Raw genomic sequence first — 17,418 nt, 5'->3', positions numbered from 1 at the left:
TTTCATTTGAATTACTCTATTCTATATGCTGCTGCGTCACACAGTGAATCATACCACCATACGCATACAATTCATTCACATAAATACCGACAATTCTTCTTCCTGGAAACTGACCTTCAATAATTTGCAGCCCTAACTTGTCATGTTCATCACCATATACAGGAACTAATACAACTTCATTACCAATATAAAAATTCAAATATGAACCCTTACAGTCTGCTTCTTTTACCACTTTTCTTGTTACTGGTACTGGAATGAGCTGAAATGGCTTTCCATCTATATTTTTCGCTTGTCGTAATTCTTGATAATGCTTTTCGTACGCCTCCAAAAGGTATGGCTCTCCTTCACCGAAAGGATCATATTCATAGAGTATCGTATTTTCATTTACAAACCGTGCCGCGCCATCAATATGATAATCCGTATCTTCATCATAATTATCTTCTCCGCGTATACCAGTTATCCATATAAAATTCGTTACTCCTAAATATTTCGTTAATTCCATTTCAATTTCTTTCTGACTTAGTGTGGGATTTCGATTTTCATTTATAATAGACGTTTTCGCCGCCATTAAGGTCCCGTTTCCGTTTATCTCAATTCCCCCGCCCTCTAGACAGACACTAGATTCAACTTTTGGAATGCGATACATTTCACTTATTTTATTCGGAATATTAGCGTCTTTTTCGTACGGATATTTATTTCCCCAACCATTAAATATCCAGTGCGTTAGGCAGCGATTCCCTTCCTTATCCGTTACAAAGATTGGTCCGTTATCTCTTATCCAAATATCATCAGTTTCTTGAATTAAGAAATCAATTTTATCCATATTTACATTAGCTTCCATTAACTTCGATTGGACATGTATTTTCTCTTCTTCATCACATACAACAATATGGACATTTTCTCCATAGTGAAGCTCCTTTGCCATCGATATCCAAATATCATCTAACTTAGCTCTATAACCTTCACCTCTATGTGCTTTATCATGTGGCCATTGGAGCCATGTACCTTCATGTTTCTCCCATTCCGCAGGCATATAAAACAAACTATTTTCTATATTTCTCATACGTGTTCACCCCTTATATGAATGTACGTACAGTCTATACTTTGACATCGTGTTAAGGTCAACAGGAATATCTTCATTTACTTGTAGCAACTTTATAAGGTGACTCTTTATTTCGCCTTTTTATTATGATAAATTGCTTTCGTACATAGAATAAGGATTGACATAATGTTAATGTCAATCCTTATTCTCATTCTATTTTCGTAACTAAAAAACAAATTTGTGTCACATACTCTTCTGCTAAACAATCACATTCAGGTCCCTTTATATAAACCTCATATGGCGAATTAACTATTACACACCCATTTTTTTCAACCCATTCTTCTAACGCTATATAAGCGTAACCTATATAGTCATAACTTCCATAATGCATAGTAGTAACGATATGATGTGGACTTAGTTGTTTCATTTCATACTTTGGTGCTACGTCTTCATCATTCCCCTGCATAACCGGAATTCTTAACTCAATATCACTGTTACTTGGAATATATTCTTCATCATAAAAGACTGCAGATGGAGAACCGACTATTTGAAAGTTATTTTTTTGTACCTCTTCATATAAGTCATAAAAATAATCATCCATATCATCTATATCTATTTTTACTCTTTGAGTAATTATCGTTACTTCGTTCCTCATTCCCATTAATATATCGTAACTTCTATGGCGAGCAATATTTAGACTACTATTCACCATTACCATTTCATTCATTTCTGAAATAACCTGTAAATTTTGCTTCACTTCATGAGACAACTCGATAATTTGTGATTGTATATGTTGAACAAACGAATCTTGATCCGATGACTGCAAAACAATTTTAATTTTTGGAAGAGGAAATTTATACTCCCTTAGCTTTTTTATTTTCAATGCTACTTCCAGCTGCTCTTGTTCATAATACCTATACCCATTAACCGGATTCACATATGCCGGTTTTAATATCTCCTCTTTGTCATAATGTCTTAACATCCGCGTACTCATTTTACAAATCCGAGAAAACTCAGCGATGGTATACATATCAATACTCCTTGAATATATTTTCTTTTCATTACTTATTTATTAAAACCAATCAAAAATCTTCTTCATTGAAAAATCTTCATTCTGATTTTTCAATCTTCTCATTTTCGAAGGTAACAAATGGCTTGGACAATACCACGTTAAACAATTCATTGCGCCTCCCATTGTTGATATTTCTCCTACATGAATTTGAATAACTTGCTTCTCCGTATACTGTTGAATATATCGTAAAACTTCCTCATCTTTGGCTAGTCCAAACTTAGGAACATAAAGAGCATCACATGATTCTAACATATTTATATACAACCCTTTTGCTGATGCTATCTCTTGATCATATTGTCCTTTCTCTGTATATGATGAAGGAACAACTATAAATTCAGCTTCTGGCATTTGTTCTTGAATAATCTCTTGAACACTATATCTAAATTCATGATCTCCTAAAAAATCACTAATAAACATTGTATGTTCATCAATAAATTTAACCATTCCGTCTGCGTGTGCTAGTACATCCCCTTCTTCAGCAGGAATAATAATAACTCGACTCACATCTAAATCCCATTCTAACTGCTCAATAATTTCCTCTTCTGTCCAATCATCGTTATCATCAAATATACGTTCTGTTAATATTACGGTATCTTTTTTATTCCAAATAAGATTACCACCATCTAATATTAATGGGGATTTCACATATTCAAAGTCATTCTTTTTCAACCATTTATTAAACTGTTGATCTAAATATCGCCCTTGATCATCTGGCAAATAATTTGGTCGATATTTAAATTTAACTAGATGATTTGTGACAACCGGTGCAACATCTCTTAGCCAAATATCATCATACTCAAAACAGCTCGTATGAAAGTCTTGTTCTTCAACAGATAAAGATATAAGTTGATCCGCAATTGATTTCTTTTCATTTAAACATTCATTAAAGTAAATCAAGTCTTCATAAAATGGTTGATAATATTCATTCGATTCGTCTGGTATTGCAGTAAAAATAATCCCATTATGTTTTTGTTCCATATTATTTACCTCGCTTTTTAATAGTAGTTACATAACTGATTTCACAAAGCCAACTATTCCTCAATTCATTTCTCTTTTCATTACAACTCATGAACCGCGTATATTTCATGAATGGATTATAGCATGGAGAAATATTATATATTTATATAAAAAATATAAAGCTGACGTTAAGCCTTAAATTGACTCTTGACAAGTTTTTTAAATAACCTATTTTAAAACAACAATAAATGATTAAATGATTTTTGTATCAAGATTCAAACCCATTACTTCTAATAGATCGTTTTGATTATATAAATTCACTAAATGCGCTTCTACTCCTATACAAATTCCTTCTAGCGGAAGATCATTTGGATCCTGACCAAAGGGATCTTCAATTTCAACCCCTATTGCTTCAATACCTATGAATGCAAAACTTATAAACGTAGTCGCAAGTACTGTAAACCATCCGAGACTATCAACAAGACCAATCGGTAAAGTCGCACAAAATATAATCAATAAAATTTTTATATGAGCAAAATATGCAAAAGGAATAGGTGTTGTTTTGATACGATCACATCCACCCACAGATGTAAGTAACGTATTCAAATCCATTTCCATACTAATTATCGCATTTGGATGAATTTGCCCCGTTTTCAAACCTTTTGATAGTATAGTTTTCAACATAAAAACTATACTAATCGGTAAATGATTGGACTCAACCAAAAGTGCTTTTTCCTTCTCAGAACAGACAGCGAGCAATGATTTCACTTCAGATAGATTTTTTTCCTCTCTCAAGTGTCCTTTCGCTAACTTTGGAAATGCAATTAATAAATGTAAAAATTTTATTTTTTCCTGCTCCATACTCTTCCCTTTAGAATCCCAATGACATAAAAAACTAATTGCTAAATTTCTAGTACAAGCACCAACCGTGCCAAAGAGCTTTCTACCTTCCCAGTACCGATCATAGGCAGTATTCGTACGAAACACTAATAGTAATCCTAAAGCTCCTCCGACGATTACCCAAGGAGTCTGATTTATATTTATTTCTGTATAGTAATAATTAATCACAGCTACTATCGTTGAAATACACGTATATAATACGATTTGCGGGAAAATATCTCTTATAATTGTCCCTTTTAATGTAAATATTTGATGTAAACTATTTTGATTATTGTAATGAACCATATTTACAAAAACCTCTTTCTCTATTAACCTTTTATTCTTTTAAATCATGAAAGTATACAATTAAATAATAGAATCATAAACCCTATCATTATGAGGCTGGTTAAGATTATTTCTTTCAATACTGTTACTCCTTTTTTCAAAAAGATAAAATATCTTATTTAATTCAACAACAAATGTTCACTATTCTAAATCTCGACGCATCATTTTAGAATTCGCAATGAACAACGCACTAATTAATACAAAGATTGCACAGGCATATAACAATAAATCTAACGGACTATCGTGATCTATAATAATAAGACGAACAATAGCTGTTATACCTATATATAAAATATCGTAATGGAAAATGAAAATTCATTTGAAAATACTTTATAATCATTACGATGAATTCAAAGTACAGAAAGAATACGACGATACTATCAATTAAATGATAACTAGATTCATTACCATCCAATTTCAGTTCTTGTATAAACTGAATGACTTCTTTCATAAGAAATACACTTAGAACAACCCCTAAGCAAATTAAGGCTACATTTAAAATGTACTGTAAAACGATAGGGAAATACGAAAACACTATTTTAAAATTCTTTAACACAAACATTTTTCTCCTTTACCATATAAAACGAAAAGCGAACATACACTACAATTCAATTATCATTATATTTAATTTTTATTTTTACAAATAATAAGGAACGACAAAATAGGCAAAGATAAGATTTCACCTATTTTGTCTATATAGCAGCACAACGAAATTACAATTAATTACTTCAATGCAATTGGTTGTTGTTGTGTCACACAATGTATCATACCGCCGTTTTTATACAACTCCCTCACATCAATACCGACTACTTTACGATCTGGGTATAACTTCTGAATCGTATCGTTTGCGATTTTATCATTCGGATCATTATAATTAGGCACTAATACAACTGTATTCCCAATATAATAATTGATATACGATCCCTTATAATCGAGAGTTTTTCCATTCTCTAAAGCAACCTTTTCTTTACTAAGCGGCAAGTATTCATACTTATATTTCTGTCCTGAAGCATTTTTGGCATCTAACAATGTATCCATATCTTTATTAGATAAACCCCATTCAGCTAGGTCATCTTCTTTCATCGTTACAATGGTAGATTTATTATGGAATTTAGCAAATCCATCAATATGAAAGTCCGTAATATCTAAATTAGGTACTCCGTCTAACCAAATAAAGTTTGATACCCCAAGGTCACTTATATATTTTTCAATTTCCTTTTCTGATAAATCAGGATTTCTATTTTTATTCGTTACCGCACTTCGAGTTAATAAAGCAGTCCCATTGCTGTCTAATTCAATTGCGCCGCCTTCAAGGACAAATTTCCCCCAATCAATTCTTTCAATTCCTGATTGTTTACTAACATTCTTACGTATTTGAGCATCATTTTTATAAGGTGTCTTCTTCCCCCAACCATTAAATGCTGGATCTAATATTTTGAGATTTTTGTTGCTGTCATAAACAAAAATCGGTCCACTATCCCTTGCCCATACATCATCAGTAGGCGCGATAAAGAAATCAATCTTCTCCATATTTAACCCTTCATCTGTTAAAAGCTTATTGATTCTCTCCTTTTCTTCCTGGTCATATGCAACAATGTGAACTTTCTCACCCTCAGTTAAAGCACTTGCCATCTTAACCCAAATAGGTTCAACTTCCTGCTTATACTCTTCACCATATGTGTATTCATGTGGCCATTGCAGCCATGTACCTTCATGTTTATCTTTTTCATCTGGCATCGTATATTTCCCAGCATTTTTCTGTACCTCTACTTTTTCTCCTTCTTTCCCTTTAACATTTTCATTGTTACCCTCAAAAGAGCATCCACTAATAATCGTTGTAGATAATGTAGCTATTAAACAAAACTTTATTGCTTTTTTCATTTTTCCAACCTCCTGTTCTTGTCTCCAATACTGTAAAGCTTCACATAGTGTGAAGCTCAAGCTTTTTTATCAATGTAAAAATTACCAATTGTTCTTTGCATTACTTATCATTTAACTACCTATTTAGATTTATTCAAATGCCAATCACCTTTTTACCTATTTATCCCGCCATTTGTGGGCAGTAAGACCCCCACCTCAAAATTCAGCGAAAGCAAAGAAGTTAGGTGGGGCCCTGCTGATTAAAGTTTCACTTTATTCAGTAAGTAAAACTTTACAAAATAAAAAAATCGGTATTGATAATTACATATCAATACCGATTTTTTTATAATTACTTTCCTTCTATTAAATCATTCGCCATTTTCCTAAATTCCTGATTAAATGCATCATTCATACCATTTTGGACGTTAGAAAATAATATGACAAACATTCGTTTATCCCAGTTAAAATTATTAAAAGTGTTCCAGCCAGCTAATACACCGTGGTTATGATAATAATCTGGGTAAATATAGAAACTAAATCCATATTTTCTTGCAGGTGATGCAGAAAACATATCTGATACACTTTGTTTGGAAAGTAGTTTACCATCCATAATAGCTTCATCTAACTTTTTCATATCTTCAACAGTCGTATACATTTCACCACAACCATACAGCCAGTTCATTTTTAAGCGAGGCGTGGCTATTAACTTATTATCTTTTTTCGTATACCCTTCTGCTAAGAAAATATCTTCTGGGAGTGTTGCGCCCATTCCAGATTCATTCATTTCAACAGGAGTCAAAATATTTTCTTTCACATATTCAGCAAGTGGTTTATTCGATATTTTTTCTACAATATATGCAAGCACCATATAATTATAATCTGTATATTTCCATCCTGTCCCTGCTGGAAATTGTAACGTTTGTGCCCCAATCCACGTTACTAATTTTAACCGTGATGCTGCGTCAACACTACCTTGTCCCTGTTCTGGTAATCCAGACGTATGTGTTAACAAGTTTCGTAACGTAATGTTTTTATCTGCCGGAAACGATGGGATATATTTATTTACATTGTCTTCAATGTTCAACTTCCCTTTTTCTTTTAGTTGCATAATAGATATTGCAACTACTGTTTTCGTAATAGACCCAATGCGATATTTCGTTCTTGGCGTTGTTAATACTTGATCTTTCACATTCGCATAACCGTAGCCTTTTCGTAAAATGACATGATCTTTACTTGCTACAAGAACACTCCCATTAAATCCTTTATCTTTTAAGTACTGATCTAGTTTTCCAGCTGCAATTTCATAACGCTTTTTCTCATTCGCATCAACTTCCTGCTTAACATCTTTTTGCTTATTATTTACATTAGAAAATGCCTTTGTATCATATTTTTTTCCTTTATTTGCATGTATTAGTGTAACAACACTCCCACAAAAAACAGCAAAAATAAAGAAAACGATTAACCATTTCTTTAACATACTAGGAACCCTCTTTTATCTAGTTTCACTTAACGTACATCCATTCTATTTTATATCTTTTAATTATCAAGTATATTATAATATTATTTAATATTCACTCTGTTAAAACTAGATTCCTTTTTCTCATTTTCAATTTTTACTACTCTCTATTGTATTTCTTTCTTGCAAAATTTCCAACATACAATCGGATGCATTACACTATAATTTCAAATTCTTTTGTAACATTTGTTACATACTAAAAAGAATGGAGATGTAATATGAAAAACACCGATAAACGCAATCGTTTAGATGATAAGATATTTCATTATCGGATAACAAAAAATAACATGGTATTAATTGAATATTACGGAAAGCAGATTATGATATTAAAAGGAAATGATGCTGAAAAATTTTTAAATAAAATAAATCATGCAAATAACGATAAAGAAAAACAGCTAATTATGGCTAAAATTACAGGTAATTTCAAAAGAGGTAATGAACGAAATTGAAAACGAATCTCATTTACATTTTGATTATACAACAAATAAAAAAGAAATGTCGCTCATTCAACATTTCTTTAGACTTTCTTCATAAAAAATTTACATTGCTAACATTCCTTCATTTTCTATACTTCCTATATAAGCTAGCCGCTGAAATAGTTAGTAATACAACTATGCATAACCACGCGTACGTATATCCCTTCTTATCTACAATATAACCAAATAAAGCAGGCGCAACAATAATAGCAATTTGATTTAATGTAAGTGCAAAACTCACTGTCATCCCTACCGATTCTTCACTTGCTGATTCCGCAACTTCAGTTATAAAAAGACTAAACCATCCAATTGAAAAGAACCCTAACAATGCACTTACGCCATACAATACATTCGTTATTGTATGTATGCTCATTACTAATATTAGAATGAAGAAAATAGAAATACAAACAGTTATAAATAAGGGGGTACGCCTATTCCCCTTATAAAATAAATCACTAGTAGCTGCTAATATAACCCTACCAACCATTCCAGAAAAGAACATAACGGAAAATACTTTTCCAGCTAAAATTGGCGTGATTGATTGTTCCAATACTAAAAATTTTATAAAGTGTGCAACTAACACCATTTGCAATGAAATCATACAAATGCCAGTTATATAAATTGCATACAACTCTTTTTTGCACATCACTTCTTTTAACTGCATCCAAAAAGAAAGTTTACTACGTTCTTGTTTAACTTTCTCTTGAATATATGGTTCCTTATAAAATATAAAAAATAAAAACCCTCCAATTATACAAATGCATGCAATGCTATTTACCGCATAGGCCATATTATATTTTATTGTAAGAAACGGGATCAATACTCCCGCTAATGTACCACTAATCGGTATACCGGCTTGTCTAATCCCCATCGCTAACCCGCGATTTTCTTTTGAGAACCACTTCATTATCACCTTACTTCCTCCTGGCTGCGAAACACTATAAAACGTTCCTACTAATAAAAGTACAAAGAGTAACCCATTAAATCCATTGACCATATTAGTCAGTAAAAACGAACCCCCTAGTAAAAATAAACTTATCGAAATTAACAACTTTTCATTGTATTGATCAAGTAGCCGCCCAACAAAAAGCATACAAAATAGCGGTCCTATATTTACAACACTTACTAACAATCCACTCTCCGTATTCGTAAGTGCATATTCTTCTTTCCAAAATAAAGCAAATGCTCCAACACCATACGTTATAAGTGTCGCTGTTGTTTGAGCAACTGTCGCAAAAATTAACATAACCCACTTATAAGTACCATTCATCCTTTCTTCCATTAACACAATAATCCCTCCATCCCCTTCCATTGTATGAAAGTTCTGATATCATATAAAATAAAGATTTATCATGTAATCCATCAAAAAAAATGATACCTTTTATGGAGGGATGATACTTGGATATAAAAGATTTAACTGTATTTTACGAAGTTGCGAAAGAAAAAAACATATCTCACGCAGCTAAAAATTTAAACTATGTACAGTCTGGCGTAACAATGCGTATGAAACAACTAGAAAACGAACTAGGTGTACCTTTATTTTACCGAAACGGAAAAGGTGTAACTTTAACTTCTAACGGTGAGATTTTATTAACATACGCTAAACAAATTATCCACTTAATGGATCAATCTATTAAAGCAGTTCAAAGTAATGGGATCGAACCAAGGGGCACTTTAAAAATTGGATGTACAGAATCTACAACCGCTGTAAGACTTCCATCTATATTAACGGCCTATTATGAGGAATACCCAAAAGTCGAATTGATTTTAGAATCAAATACGACGGAACAATTGATTAGACTTGTATTAGAACGAAAACTAGACGGGGCGTTTATCGCTGGAACCACTCAGCATGCTGAACTTCATACAAATATATTTCATGAAGAAGAATTAGTTCTCATTAGCAAAAATCCTTTATCTTCCTTTAAAGACATAGGAGACATGAATTTACTTGCATTTAGTCACGGGTGCTATTATAGAAATTTATTAGAAGATTGGCTTCAAGAAGAAGGAATTTCACCTAAACGAGTATTAGAGTTTGGAACAATTGAAGCGATACTCGCATGTGTAAAATCAGGTATGGGCGTAGCAATTATGATGAAGTCTATTTTAAATGGTCATCAACATGACATATCATTCAACCCTTTGCCAAATAGCTTCAAAAAAGTTCCTACTACTTTTATTACTAGAAAAGATATATATCACTCTGCTGCATTACAAAAATTTATGGAGATGACTCTCAATGCGTGAAAAGAAAATACGTGGTATGAAACGAAAAACAAACACTATGATAAAGCGAATTGAGGAACATACAAAAACGTTCCCTTCTACTTTCTATAACGATGAATATTGGAATATGCTATTGCCAGTTTCGCGAGCTTTTATTGACTCTCGTAAAACACCTAGAAAAGTAAAGCGATTATGTATTCAAACCTTATTAAATCAAGCAAATCATTTAATAAATATGAAACCGGGCGATACACATACATATCGAGTTGTTGTTTTGATTTCTATAAATAATTTGTGTGATTCGCAAATCATTATATTTAAAAATGAGAACTACTTTCATAATTTCTTTAATAGAGATAGTGAATTTCAAAAATGGATTCTTCTTTCAAATGAAATTGATTTTTGGGAGACATGGAAAATTTCGGTTTATCATTCCTTCCAAACACTTCGCTTTCAAGAAATTATTTATGATGAAGATGAATGCTATGAAAAAGAGATTCTGTTTATCGGGGAGTTAAATTAAAAAGGGTATACCTAAAACACTGGTATACCCTTTTCCACTTATTTTTCCTTCAATACACTATGTAATCGATCCGGATAATTTGTAAACATTCCTGTAGCACCCCATTTGATTAACAGTCTCATATCTGGTTTCTCGTTAATTGTATAAGGGTGAATTAACAGTCCATTTTTCCTAGCCATTTTCATATATGACTCATCAATAATTAGTTCTCCGTTATCATTACGTAAGTTTGGTCCAATACCAGCTGCATACTTTTTAATTTCTTGAAAATCATCATTCGTTACACTTTTCGGTTCATGTGTAATGCCAGACCATTCGACAATTTCATTGTTTTCATTTGGATAATACCAAAGCAATTGAACTAACGGAATATTTTCATTCATACTATGAATCTTTTTCAAACTATCTTTACTAAATGATTGAATCATAACACGGCTAGAAGACATGTTTTGACCTACTAAATTATATTTTTGTAACAACGCCAACAATTTCTCTTCCATTCCTGGGTACACATCTGGTGATTTTGTTTCAATATAATACTTCATACTTCTTCCATACTTTTGAAAAATTTCTTCAAGAGTTGGAACTTTTTGCCCAACATACTCTTGCTTAGCCTTTTCTGGATACGCTTTATTAAACCATGATCCTGCATCTAAACTCTTTATTTCGCTTAACGTTTTATCACGTACTTCGCCTGTTCCATTTGTAGTGCGATCAACTGCTGTATCATGCATTGCAATTAATTGGCCATCCTTTGTTAATTGGATATCTAACTCTAAATAATCCGCTTTCATTTTTTTCACTAGATTATAAGAAGCAAAAGTATGCTCAGGTGCATGTCCACTCGCTCCGCGATGTGCAATATTTAAAAACTTATTCGCATTCCCCTCATGCTTTCCTTCTGCCTTTGCATGAACAGCTCCCCCAGCAAAGATGCTTCCCGTCATAAAGAAAATAACTAAAACGCTAATAATCTTTCTCATCCTTCTAACCCTTCCTACGTTGCAAATTTCAACAAGCTAATGAGATTTACACGAAATAGAAGACACACTTTCATTATTTTTATAAACCTATATTAAAATTCCAATCTTACAAATATACTTTCTCTATATTATTAATATAGAAAACTAGTATTATCCTATTTAATTCCTATAGCCCTCCTTTTCACATGTAACTCCCTATTTTGTACGGTTCATTCAATAAAAAAAGCCATAAATTATTTAGGCTACACTCCTGTATCCCTAAATAAATTTATGGCTTTTCTCAAATATCTCCGGCCTCTATTAACTTGTCGAATTTAATAATATCAAACCTATTGAAATTTGTGAATATTTTTTTCAGTACAGTGAAGCACATAAAACAATATTTCCGTAGTTACTTAAAAATCACATAATAAATTTCTCATTACCTCTTCCAATACTATATCTGGATTTACTACCGTTTTTTCCGAACGCCATCCGATAAAGCCATCTGGTCTAATTAATACAGCACCTCCATTCCCTATACCATATAATTTGCTAAAAATATCTTCTGGAGCAACAAAGTCTCCACTTAAGCCAACACGATACCCTTTTATATTTATTCCTAATTTAGCTGAAACAGTATGTGCTGCTTCAGCCCAAGAACTATTTTCTACTCTTGTAAGTAATACAAAACTGTTACCGAATAAGTCTAATATAGAAACTTCCTTTCCTTCATACGTTCCCCATAAATGTGGCGCTCGCGTTCCAGGTCTTCCGTTCAACTCTATGCTATCCATTCTATGTGGAGTGACTGAATTATCTATAATCGCCTCTGAACAATACTGATATCCAGCTGTAACAGCTAAACCATCCATATTATTCAAACTGCCTTTCTCTCTCTTCGCAGCACGAAACAGTAAACTACTTGCATAAGCTGTCGTTAATTTTGCAACAGAGTGTCTCTCTTCATGATATGTTTCTAACAATTTTGGTTTTGCCTTCCCTTTTATAACAGCCGCTAATTTCCAAGCTAAGTTATGCGCATCTTGTATTCCTGTATTTGAACCAAATCCGCCTGTTGGCGGCATAATATGTGCTGAATCTCCAACTAGAAAGACTCGATTTCCTTGAAATTTCACCGCTGTACTTTCGGCCGCTTCCCACGGTAAAACACTTAATATTTCTGACTCAATATTTGTACTTCCAATTGCTATTTGAATAATTTGTTTACAACGTTCCATCGTGAAATCCTCTGGTCCCTCTCCTTTTAATGGATCGTAGGCTACATGGTAAATCCATTTTTTTACGTTATCTACTGGGATCAGTGCACCAAGAACCTCTGGATGAAGTACCATAGAAAAACCGAATGCGTCTCCTTGTATAAACTCACTTAAGTCTGCTTCAAAATAAATATTCATATAATAGCCACCAATGGTTCCACGCCCCTCAGTTTTAATCCCTAACTGCTCACGTATTTTACTTTTCGCTCCATCTGCTGCAATTACATAGTCACAATGTATGACACTTTCTTTTTCTGTTTCACGATTTCGAATCTTTGCTTTTACCCCGTTTTCATTTTGTTCAAATGAAACTAATTCATGATAAAAAGATAGTTGCCCGCCTAGCATTTTCGCTTCTTGTAACATCACCTCTTCTAAAATAATTTGATAACACGCAGTTTGTTTTGATGGACTAATCTTTTCTATTTTTTGAAGTAACTCTTCATCGTTTCCGTATTGTGTCGCTCTCATTTGTTCCAATTCTTCTTTATTCGCCTCAGCTATTGTATGAACTGCTATTCTTCCTCGGCAGTTCTCTAATGCTTTACCTGCCAATTTAATTCTTTTTTCCAAACCTAATTCTCGAAATAACTCCATTGTACGTAAAGTAAGACCGCCTGCTTTCGGATGAATGGCAGTAGACGGATGCCTTTCAATAAGTAAGTACTCAATGTTATGTTTTGCAAGAAATAACGCAGACGCTAACCCAGATAATCCCCCTCCAACAATTAAAACTGGTACATTCATATATTTACCCTCCACATCATTGTTCTGAGCTCAGTGACATAAATATAATCAAAAAAAACATTAAAATATAGACTTATATTTCATTTTAAATTATCATATAGATAGATTACGCCCCAAAATTCCTTTTACCTTTTCATACATCTATAATCCACCTGAATTGTGTCTGTATGAAAGTGTAAAACAAAAGAATGTACTTTACGTTGAACCATGTTCTATCGTAAAAATCAAAAATAATACAAACATTATAAGCGGTCGTAACCTTATGGATTATACAAGGTTACGACCGCTTATTTTATTGTTACATCATTTTTTGTTTTTAAAACTTCATCTATTGTGTTATGTAATCCTTCCAATCCCTTTTCTATCTCCCTATAATTTTCAACAATAAAAAATTCATTCGTCTCGATTTTCTTTCTCAATATTGCACCTCGTACAACAATCATGTAGCATTACCGTATCGAAGTAATGGTTCATCATCTTAAACCTTTCGACTAATTACCTGGAGGCAAAGTGATTGAAATGAATAAACAAGAACAATTAAATATTATAAAAAAAGATTTTATTGATTCTCAAAAAGTATTATTGGCAATTGGTGATGAAACACGTCAAGCTATTTTATTAGTGCTAATGGAAACAGAATGTCAAACAGGATTACGTGTAGGAGAAATCACGAAGCAAACACACCTTTCCCGTCCAGCCGTATCACATCACCTTAAGATTTTACGAGAAGCTGGCATTATTTTAATGAGAAAAGAAGGTACAAAGAATTTTTATTATATTGATATACGTACAAAATTAGGTTTATTAAAAAATCTTGTATTAGATATTGAGAAGCTATTGCAAAACTTTTATTAAAACTTGGAGGTATAAGAAATGAAAGCAATGATAATTGATAAGTACGGAAAAGTCCCAATGCGTATGGCAGAGGTACCTACTCCTGAAATTAATGAGTATGAAGTGCTCGCAGAAATTCATGCAGCTAGTATTAATCCAATTGATTTTAAAATACGCGATGGAAAAGTGAAGATGTTGCTTAAATATGAGATGCCCCTAATCCTTGGTAATGACTTTTCCGGTGTCATCGTAAAGGTTGGGGCAAAAGTGACTAACTTTAAAGTCGATGATGAAATATATGCACGCCCAAGAAAAAATAAGATTGGTACTTTCGCGGAGTATATAGCCATTCATGAAGATGATATAGCTTTAAAACCGAAAAATTTAAATTTTGAGGAAGCTGCTTCGATTCCACTCGTTGGCTTAACATCATATCAAGCATTACATGACATCATGCAATTACAAAAAGGACAAAAGATTTTAATTCACGCTGGATCCGGTGGTGTTGGTACTTTCGCTATTCAGCTAGCAAAAATAATGGGTGCCATTGTTACAACGACTGCTAGTGAAGCTGGTGCGAATTTAGTAACGTCTCTTGGCGCAGATGAAATTATTAATTACAAAACAGAAAAATTTGAAGATATACTAAAAAATTATGATGCGGTATTTGATACAATCGGCGGTGCAACACTTGAAAAATCATTCAATATTATAAAAAGCGGAGGAAACATTGTTTCAGTTTCAGGCATGCCGAATGCTCGCTTCGGTAAAGAATTTGGTTCAGGATTCTTTAAAACTCTCTTATTTTCATTAGCCAGCAAAAAACTTACTGCACTTGAAGAAAAACATAATGCTCAATATTCATTTTTATTTATGAAGCCAAGCGGGGATCAATTACGTACTATTGCAAACTATATTGAAGCCGGAAAAATTAAACCGGTAATCGATCGAGTTTTCCCTTTTGAAGATGCGCAAAAAGCAATGGAATATTCAGAGTCTGGAAGAGCAAAAGGAAAATTAATTGTAAAAATTAAATAATAATAAAACCTCCATTTTTAAAAATGGAGGTTTTAAATTTGCTGTTAAATAGACATAGTACAATGAAGTCCTTACAATAGATTGCAAGGGGAAATATTGTATTATACTTTTAGTTAACTTTACAAAGAATACATACGTACAAATACATAATTTAAAATACAAAAAGGAGGAGATACAATGACTAAAAATAATGAAACAGGTTGGAATTTAGATAATAGTTATATGACTTTACCACAATCATTTTATACAGAAATCCCCCCTACTCCCGTAAGTTCACCGAAGTTAGTTAAACTAAACCATTCATTAGCGATATCTCTTGGCTTGACCCCTGAAGAACTGAAAAAGGAAGCTGAAATTGCTATTTTCGCTGGTAATGCACTCCCAGAAGGAGCTCATCCATTAGCTCAAGCATATGCTGGTCATCAATTCGGACATTTTAATATGTTAGGCGACGGTCGTGCTCTTTTAATTGGCGAACAAATTACTCCTTCAGGTGAGCGTTTCGATATTCAACTGAAAGGTTCTGGCCCTACTCCCTATTCACGCCGAGGAGATGGCCGTGCTGCACTCGGTCCGATGCTACGTGAATATATTATTAGTGAAGCAATGTATGCACTTGATATTCCGACTACTCGCAGTTTAGCAGTTGTTACAACCGGGGAACCAACATATCGTGAAACAAAATTACCTGGAGCAATTTTAACTAGAGTAGCTAGTAGCCATATACGGGTCGGTACATTTCAATATGCTGCAGCTCGTGGTTCAATAGAGGACCTTAAATCGCTAGCTGACTATACGATAAAAAGACATTACCCAGAAAGTGAATCCCATGAAAACCGATATACTGCATTACTACAAGAAGTCATTAAAAAACAAGCAAGTCTTATCGCAAAATGGCAACTTGTTGGATTTATTCACGGCGTAATGAACACTGACAATATAACGATCAGTGGCGAAACAATTGATTACGGTCCTTGTGCATTTATGGACAATTACGACCAAGGAACCGTATTTAGCTCTATTGACACACAAGGTCGTTATGCATATGGAAATCAACCATATATGGCCGCATGGGATCTAGCACGACTAGCTGAATCTTTAATGCCAATTCTGCACGAAGATGAAGAAGAAGCATTAAAAATCGCTCAAGACGAAATTTCGAAATTTAGCGTACAGTATGAAAAACAGTGGTTCCTTGGAATGAAAAAGAAATTAGGACTATTTAGCAACGAAGAACAAGATCAATCACTTATTGAGCAACTTTTAAAAATGATGGAGAAATATAAAGCGGATTACACAAATACATTCCGTTCATTAACTCTTGATGCTATCGAAAATACAGCTCTATTTGAAAGTCCTGAATTTAAAGAATGGTACAAACTTTGGCAATCTCGATTAGAAAGACAAGAACAATCAAAAGAAAACGCCTACGAGATGATGAAAAATAATAACCCATCAATCATCCCGAGGAACCACCGTGTAGAAGAAGCACTAGAAGCAGCTGTTACAAATGACGACTATAGCGTAATGGAGCAACTTCTTGAAGCTTTATCAAACCCTTATGCGTATTCTACAGATCAAGAAGAATACTGCATTCCGCCTGCGCCTACGAGTCGTCCTTATCGTACTTTTTGTGGGACTTGATTGTTTAATATGTA

16 protein-coding genes and 1 pseudogene are annotated in these 17,418 nt (G+C 33.3%); 6 read left to right on the top strand and 11 right to left on the bottom strand.

What is annotated here, in order from left to right; translation table 11 throughout:
- Positions 1 to 16: 16 nt before the first annotated feature.
- From MRP26_RS17650 to MRP26_RS17620, 7 genes and pseudogenes are all read right to left on the bottom strand, one after another.
- Complete coding sequence (locus MRP26_RS17650) at positions 17 to 1,063, bottom strand: agmatine deiminase family protein (protein ID WP_001244187.1); 1,047 nt, start codon at positions 1,061 to 1,063, stop codon at positions 17 to 19.
- Between the two features lie 187 nt (positions 1,064 to 1,250).
- A complete protein-coding gene (locus MRP26_RS17645) occupies positions 1,251 to 2,072 on the bottom strand; it encodes a MerR family transcriptional regulator (protein WP_182813159.1) in 822 nt (273 codons plus the stop codon).
- Positions 2,073 to 2,114: 42 nt separating this feature from the next.
- Positions 2,115 to 3,092, bottom strand: coding sequence for an agmatine deiminase family protein (locus MRP26_RS17640; protein WP_000435519.1), 978 nt, complete (start codon positions 3,090 to 3,092; stop codon positions 2,115 to 2,117).
- 231 nt (positions 3,093 to 3,323) lie between these two features.
- Positions 3,324 to 4,256 (bottom strand): bestrophin family protein, encoded by a 933-nt coding sequence (locus MRP26_RS17635; RefSeq protein ID WP_197241932.1) that lies wholly within the window; start codon positions 4,254 to 4,256, stop codon positions 3,324 to 3,326.
- A 180-nt stretch (positions 4,257 to 4,436) separates the two neighbouring features.
- Positions 4,437 to 4,851 (bottom strand): annotated as a pseudogene (gene psiE, locus MRP26_RS17630) (phosphate-starvation-inducible protein PsiE).
- Positions 4,852 to 5,018: 167 nt separating this feature from the next.
- Positions 5,019 to 6,176 (bottom strand): agmatine deiminase family protein, encoded by a 1,158-nt coding sequence (locus MRP26_RS17625; RefSeq protein WP_016080772.1) that lies wholly within the window; start codon positions 6,174 to 6,176, stop codon positions 5,019 to 5,021.
- A 328-nt stretch (positions 6,177 to 6,504) separates the two neighbouring features.
- Positions 6,505 to 7,632, bottom strand: coding sequence for a serine hydrolase domain-containing protein (locus MRP26_RS17620; RefSeq protein WP_197241933.1), 1,128 nt, complete (start codon positions 7,630 to 7,632; stop codon positions 6,505 to 6,507).
- A gap of 257 nt (positions 7,633 to 7,889) precedes the next feature.
- Between MRP26_RS17620 and MRP26_RS17615 the strand changes: the two genes are divergently transcribed.
- The gene (locus tag MRP26_RS17615; protein WP_078401307.1) at positions 7,890 to 8,120 is read left to right on the top strand and encodes a hypothetical protein; all 231 of its coding nucleotides are present in this window, start codon (positions 7,890 to 7,892) and stop codon (positions 8,118 to 8,120) included.
- 109 nt (positions 8,121 to 8,229) lie between these two features.
- Here the strand turns inward: MRP26_RS17615 and MRP26_RS17610 are convergent, their stop codons facing one another.
- Positions 8,230 to 9,459, bottom strand: a complete 1,230-nt coding sequence (locus MRP26_RS17610; RefSeq protein WP_197241935.1) for an MFS transporter — start codon at positions 9,457 to 9,459, stop codon at positions 8,230 to 8,232.
- A gap of 86 nt (positions 9,460 to 9,545) precedes the next feature.
- Between MRP26_RS17610 and MRP26_RS17605 the strand changes: the two genes are divergently transcribed.
- Together MRP26_RS17605 and MRP26_RS17600 are read left to right on the top strand one after the other, a co-directional pair.
- Positions 9,546 to 10,397 (top strand): LysR family transcriptional regulator, encoded by an 852-nt coding sequence (locus MRP26_RS17605; RefSeq protein ID WP_197241936.1) that lies wholly within the window; start codon positions 9,546 to 9,548, stop codon positions 10,395 to 10,397.
- Entirely contained in the window at positions 10,390 to 10,899 is a 510-nt protein-coding gene (locus MRP26_RS17600) for a DUF3916 domain-containing protein (protein ID WP_197241938.1), read from the top strand. Before MRP26_RS17605 ends, MRP26_RS17600 begins: the two co-directional genes overlap by 8 nt.
- A 38-nt stretch (positions 10,900 to 10,937) precedes the next feature.
- On the opposite strand, the gene MRP26_RS17595 is transcribed toward MRP26_RS17600, so the two are convergent.
- The 3 genes from MRP26_RS17595 to MRP26_RS30785 all read right to left on the bottom strand — a co-directional run bounded on the left by MRP26_RS17595 (position 10,938) and on the right by MRP26_RS30785 (position 14,307).
- Positions 10,938 to 11,882 (bottom strand): glycerophosphodiester phosphodiesterase, encoded by a 945-nt coding sequence (locus MRP26_RS17595; RefSeq protein ID WP_098400787.1) that lies wholly within the window; start codon positions 11,880 to 11,882, stop codon positions 10,938 to 10,940.
- A 395-nt stretch (positions 11,883 to 12,277) separates the two neighbouring features.
- The gene (locus MRP26_RS17590; RefSeq protein ID WP_197241939.1) at positions 12,278 to 13,888 is read right to left on the bottom strand and encodes an FAD-dependent oxidoreductase; all 1,611 of its coding nucleotides are present in this window, start codon (positions 13,886 to 13,888) and stop codon (positions 12,278 to 12,280) included.
- Between the two features lie 287 nt (positions 13,889 to 14,175).
- The gene (locus MRP26_RS30785; RefSeq protein WP_001227549.1) at positions 14,176 to 14,307 is read right to left on the bottom strand and encodes a hypothetical protein; all 132 of its coding nucleotides are present in this window, start codon (positions 14,305 to 14,307) and stop codon (positions 14,176 to 14,178) included.
- Positions 14,308 to 14,398: 91 nt separating this feature from the next.
- Between MRP26_RS30785 and MRP26_RS17585 the strand changes: the two genes are divergently transcribed.
- From MRP26_RS17585 to MRP26_RS17575, 3 genes are all read left to right on the top strand, one after another.
- Positions 14,399 to 14,743: an ArsR/SmtB family transcription factor gene (locus MRP26_RS17585; RefSeq protein ID WP_000571870.1), complete on the top strand. Its 345-nt coding sequence runs from the start codon at positions 14,399 to 14,401 to the stop codon at positions 14,741 to 14,743.
- Between the two features lie 18 nt (positions 14,744 to 14,761).
- The gene (locus MRP26_RS17580; RefSeq protein ID WP_000646415.1) at positions 14,762 to 15,760 is read left to right on the top strand and encodes an NADP-dependent oxidoreductase; all 999 of its coding nucleotides are present in this window, start codon (positions 14,762 to 14,764) and stop codon (positions 15,758 to 15,760) included.
- Between the two features lie 177 nt (positions 15,761 to 15,937).
- Entirely contained in the window at positions 15,938 to 17,404 is a 1,467-nt protein-coding gene (locus MRP26_RS17575; protein ID WP_197241940.1) for a protein adenylyltransferase SelO, read from the top strand.
- The last annotated feature ends 14 nt before the right edge of the window (positions 17,405 to 17,418 follow it).

Source organism: Bacillus sp. CCB-MMP212 (genome assembly GCF_022748145.1).
GTDB lineage: Bacteria > Bacillota > Bacilli > Bacillales > Bacillaceae_G > Bacillus_A > Bacillus_A cereus.
This window is presented reverse-complemented; position numbering and strand designations above follow the sequence as displayed.

Coding starts and splice junctions, on each gene's coding strand:
- MRP26_RS17635 (WP_197241932.1), bottom strand. CDS start 4,256: ATGGTTCATTACAATAATCAAAATAGTTTACATCAAATATTTACATTA.
- MRP26_RS17650 (WP_001244187.1), bottom strand. CDS start 1,063: ATGAGAAATATAGAAAATAGTTTGTTTTATATGCCTGCGGAATGGGAG.
- MRP26_RS17640 (WP_000435519.1), bottom strand. CDS start 3,092: ATGGAACAAAAACATAATGGGATTATTTTTACTGCAATACCAGACGAA.
- MRP26_RS17610 (WP_197241935.1), bottom strand. CDS start 9,459: ATGGAAGGGGATGGAGGGATTATTGTGTTAATGGAAGAAAGGATGAAT.
- MRP26_RS17645 (WP_182813159.1), bottom strand. CDS start 2,072: ATGTATACCATCGCTGAGTTTTCTCGGATTTGTAAAATGAGTACGCGG.
- MRP26_RS17615 (WP_078401307.1), top strand. CDS start 7,890: ATGAAAAACACCGATAAACGCAATCGTTTAGATGATAAGATATTTCAT.
- MRP26_RS17600 (WP_197241938.1), top strand. CDS start 10,390: ATGCGTGAAAAGAAAATACGTGGTATGAAACGAAAAACAAACACTATG.
- MRP26_RS17580 (WP_000646415.1), top strand. CDS start 14,762: ATGAAAGCAATGATAATTGATAAGTACGGAAAAGTCCCAATGCGTATG.
- MRP26_RS17625 (WP_016080772.1), bottom strand. CDS start 6,176: ATGAAAAAAGCAATAAAGTTTTGTTTAATAGCTACATTATCTACAACG.
- MRP26_RS17620 (WP_197241933.1), bottom strand. CDS start 7,632: ATGTTAAAGAAATGGTTAATCGTTTTCTTTATTTTTGCTGTTTTTTGT.
- MRP26_RS17590 (WP_197241939.1), bottom strand. CDS start 13,888: ATGAATGTACCAGTTTTAATTGTTGGAGGGGGATTATCTGGGTTAGCG.
- MRP26_RS17575 (WP_197241940.1), top strand. CDS start 15,938: ATGACTAAAAATAATGAAACAGGTTGGAATTTAGATAATAGTTATATG.
- MRP26_RS17595 (WP_098400787.1), bottom strand. CDS start 11,882: ATGAGAAAGATTATTAGCGTTTTAGTTATTTTCTTTATGACGGGAAGC.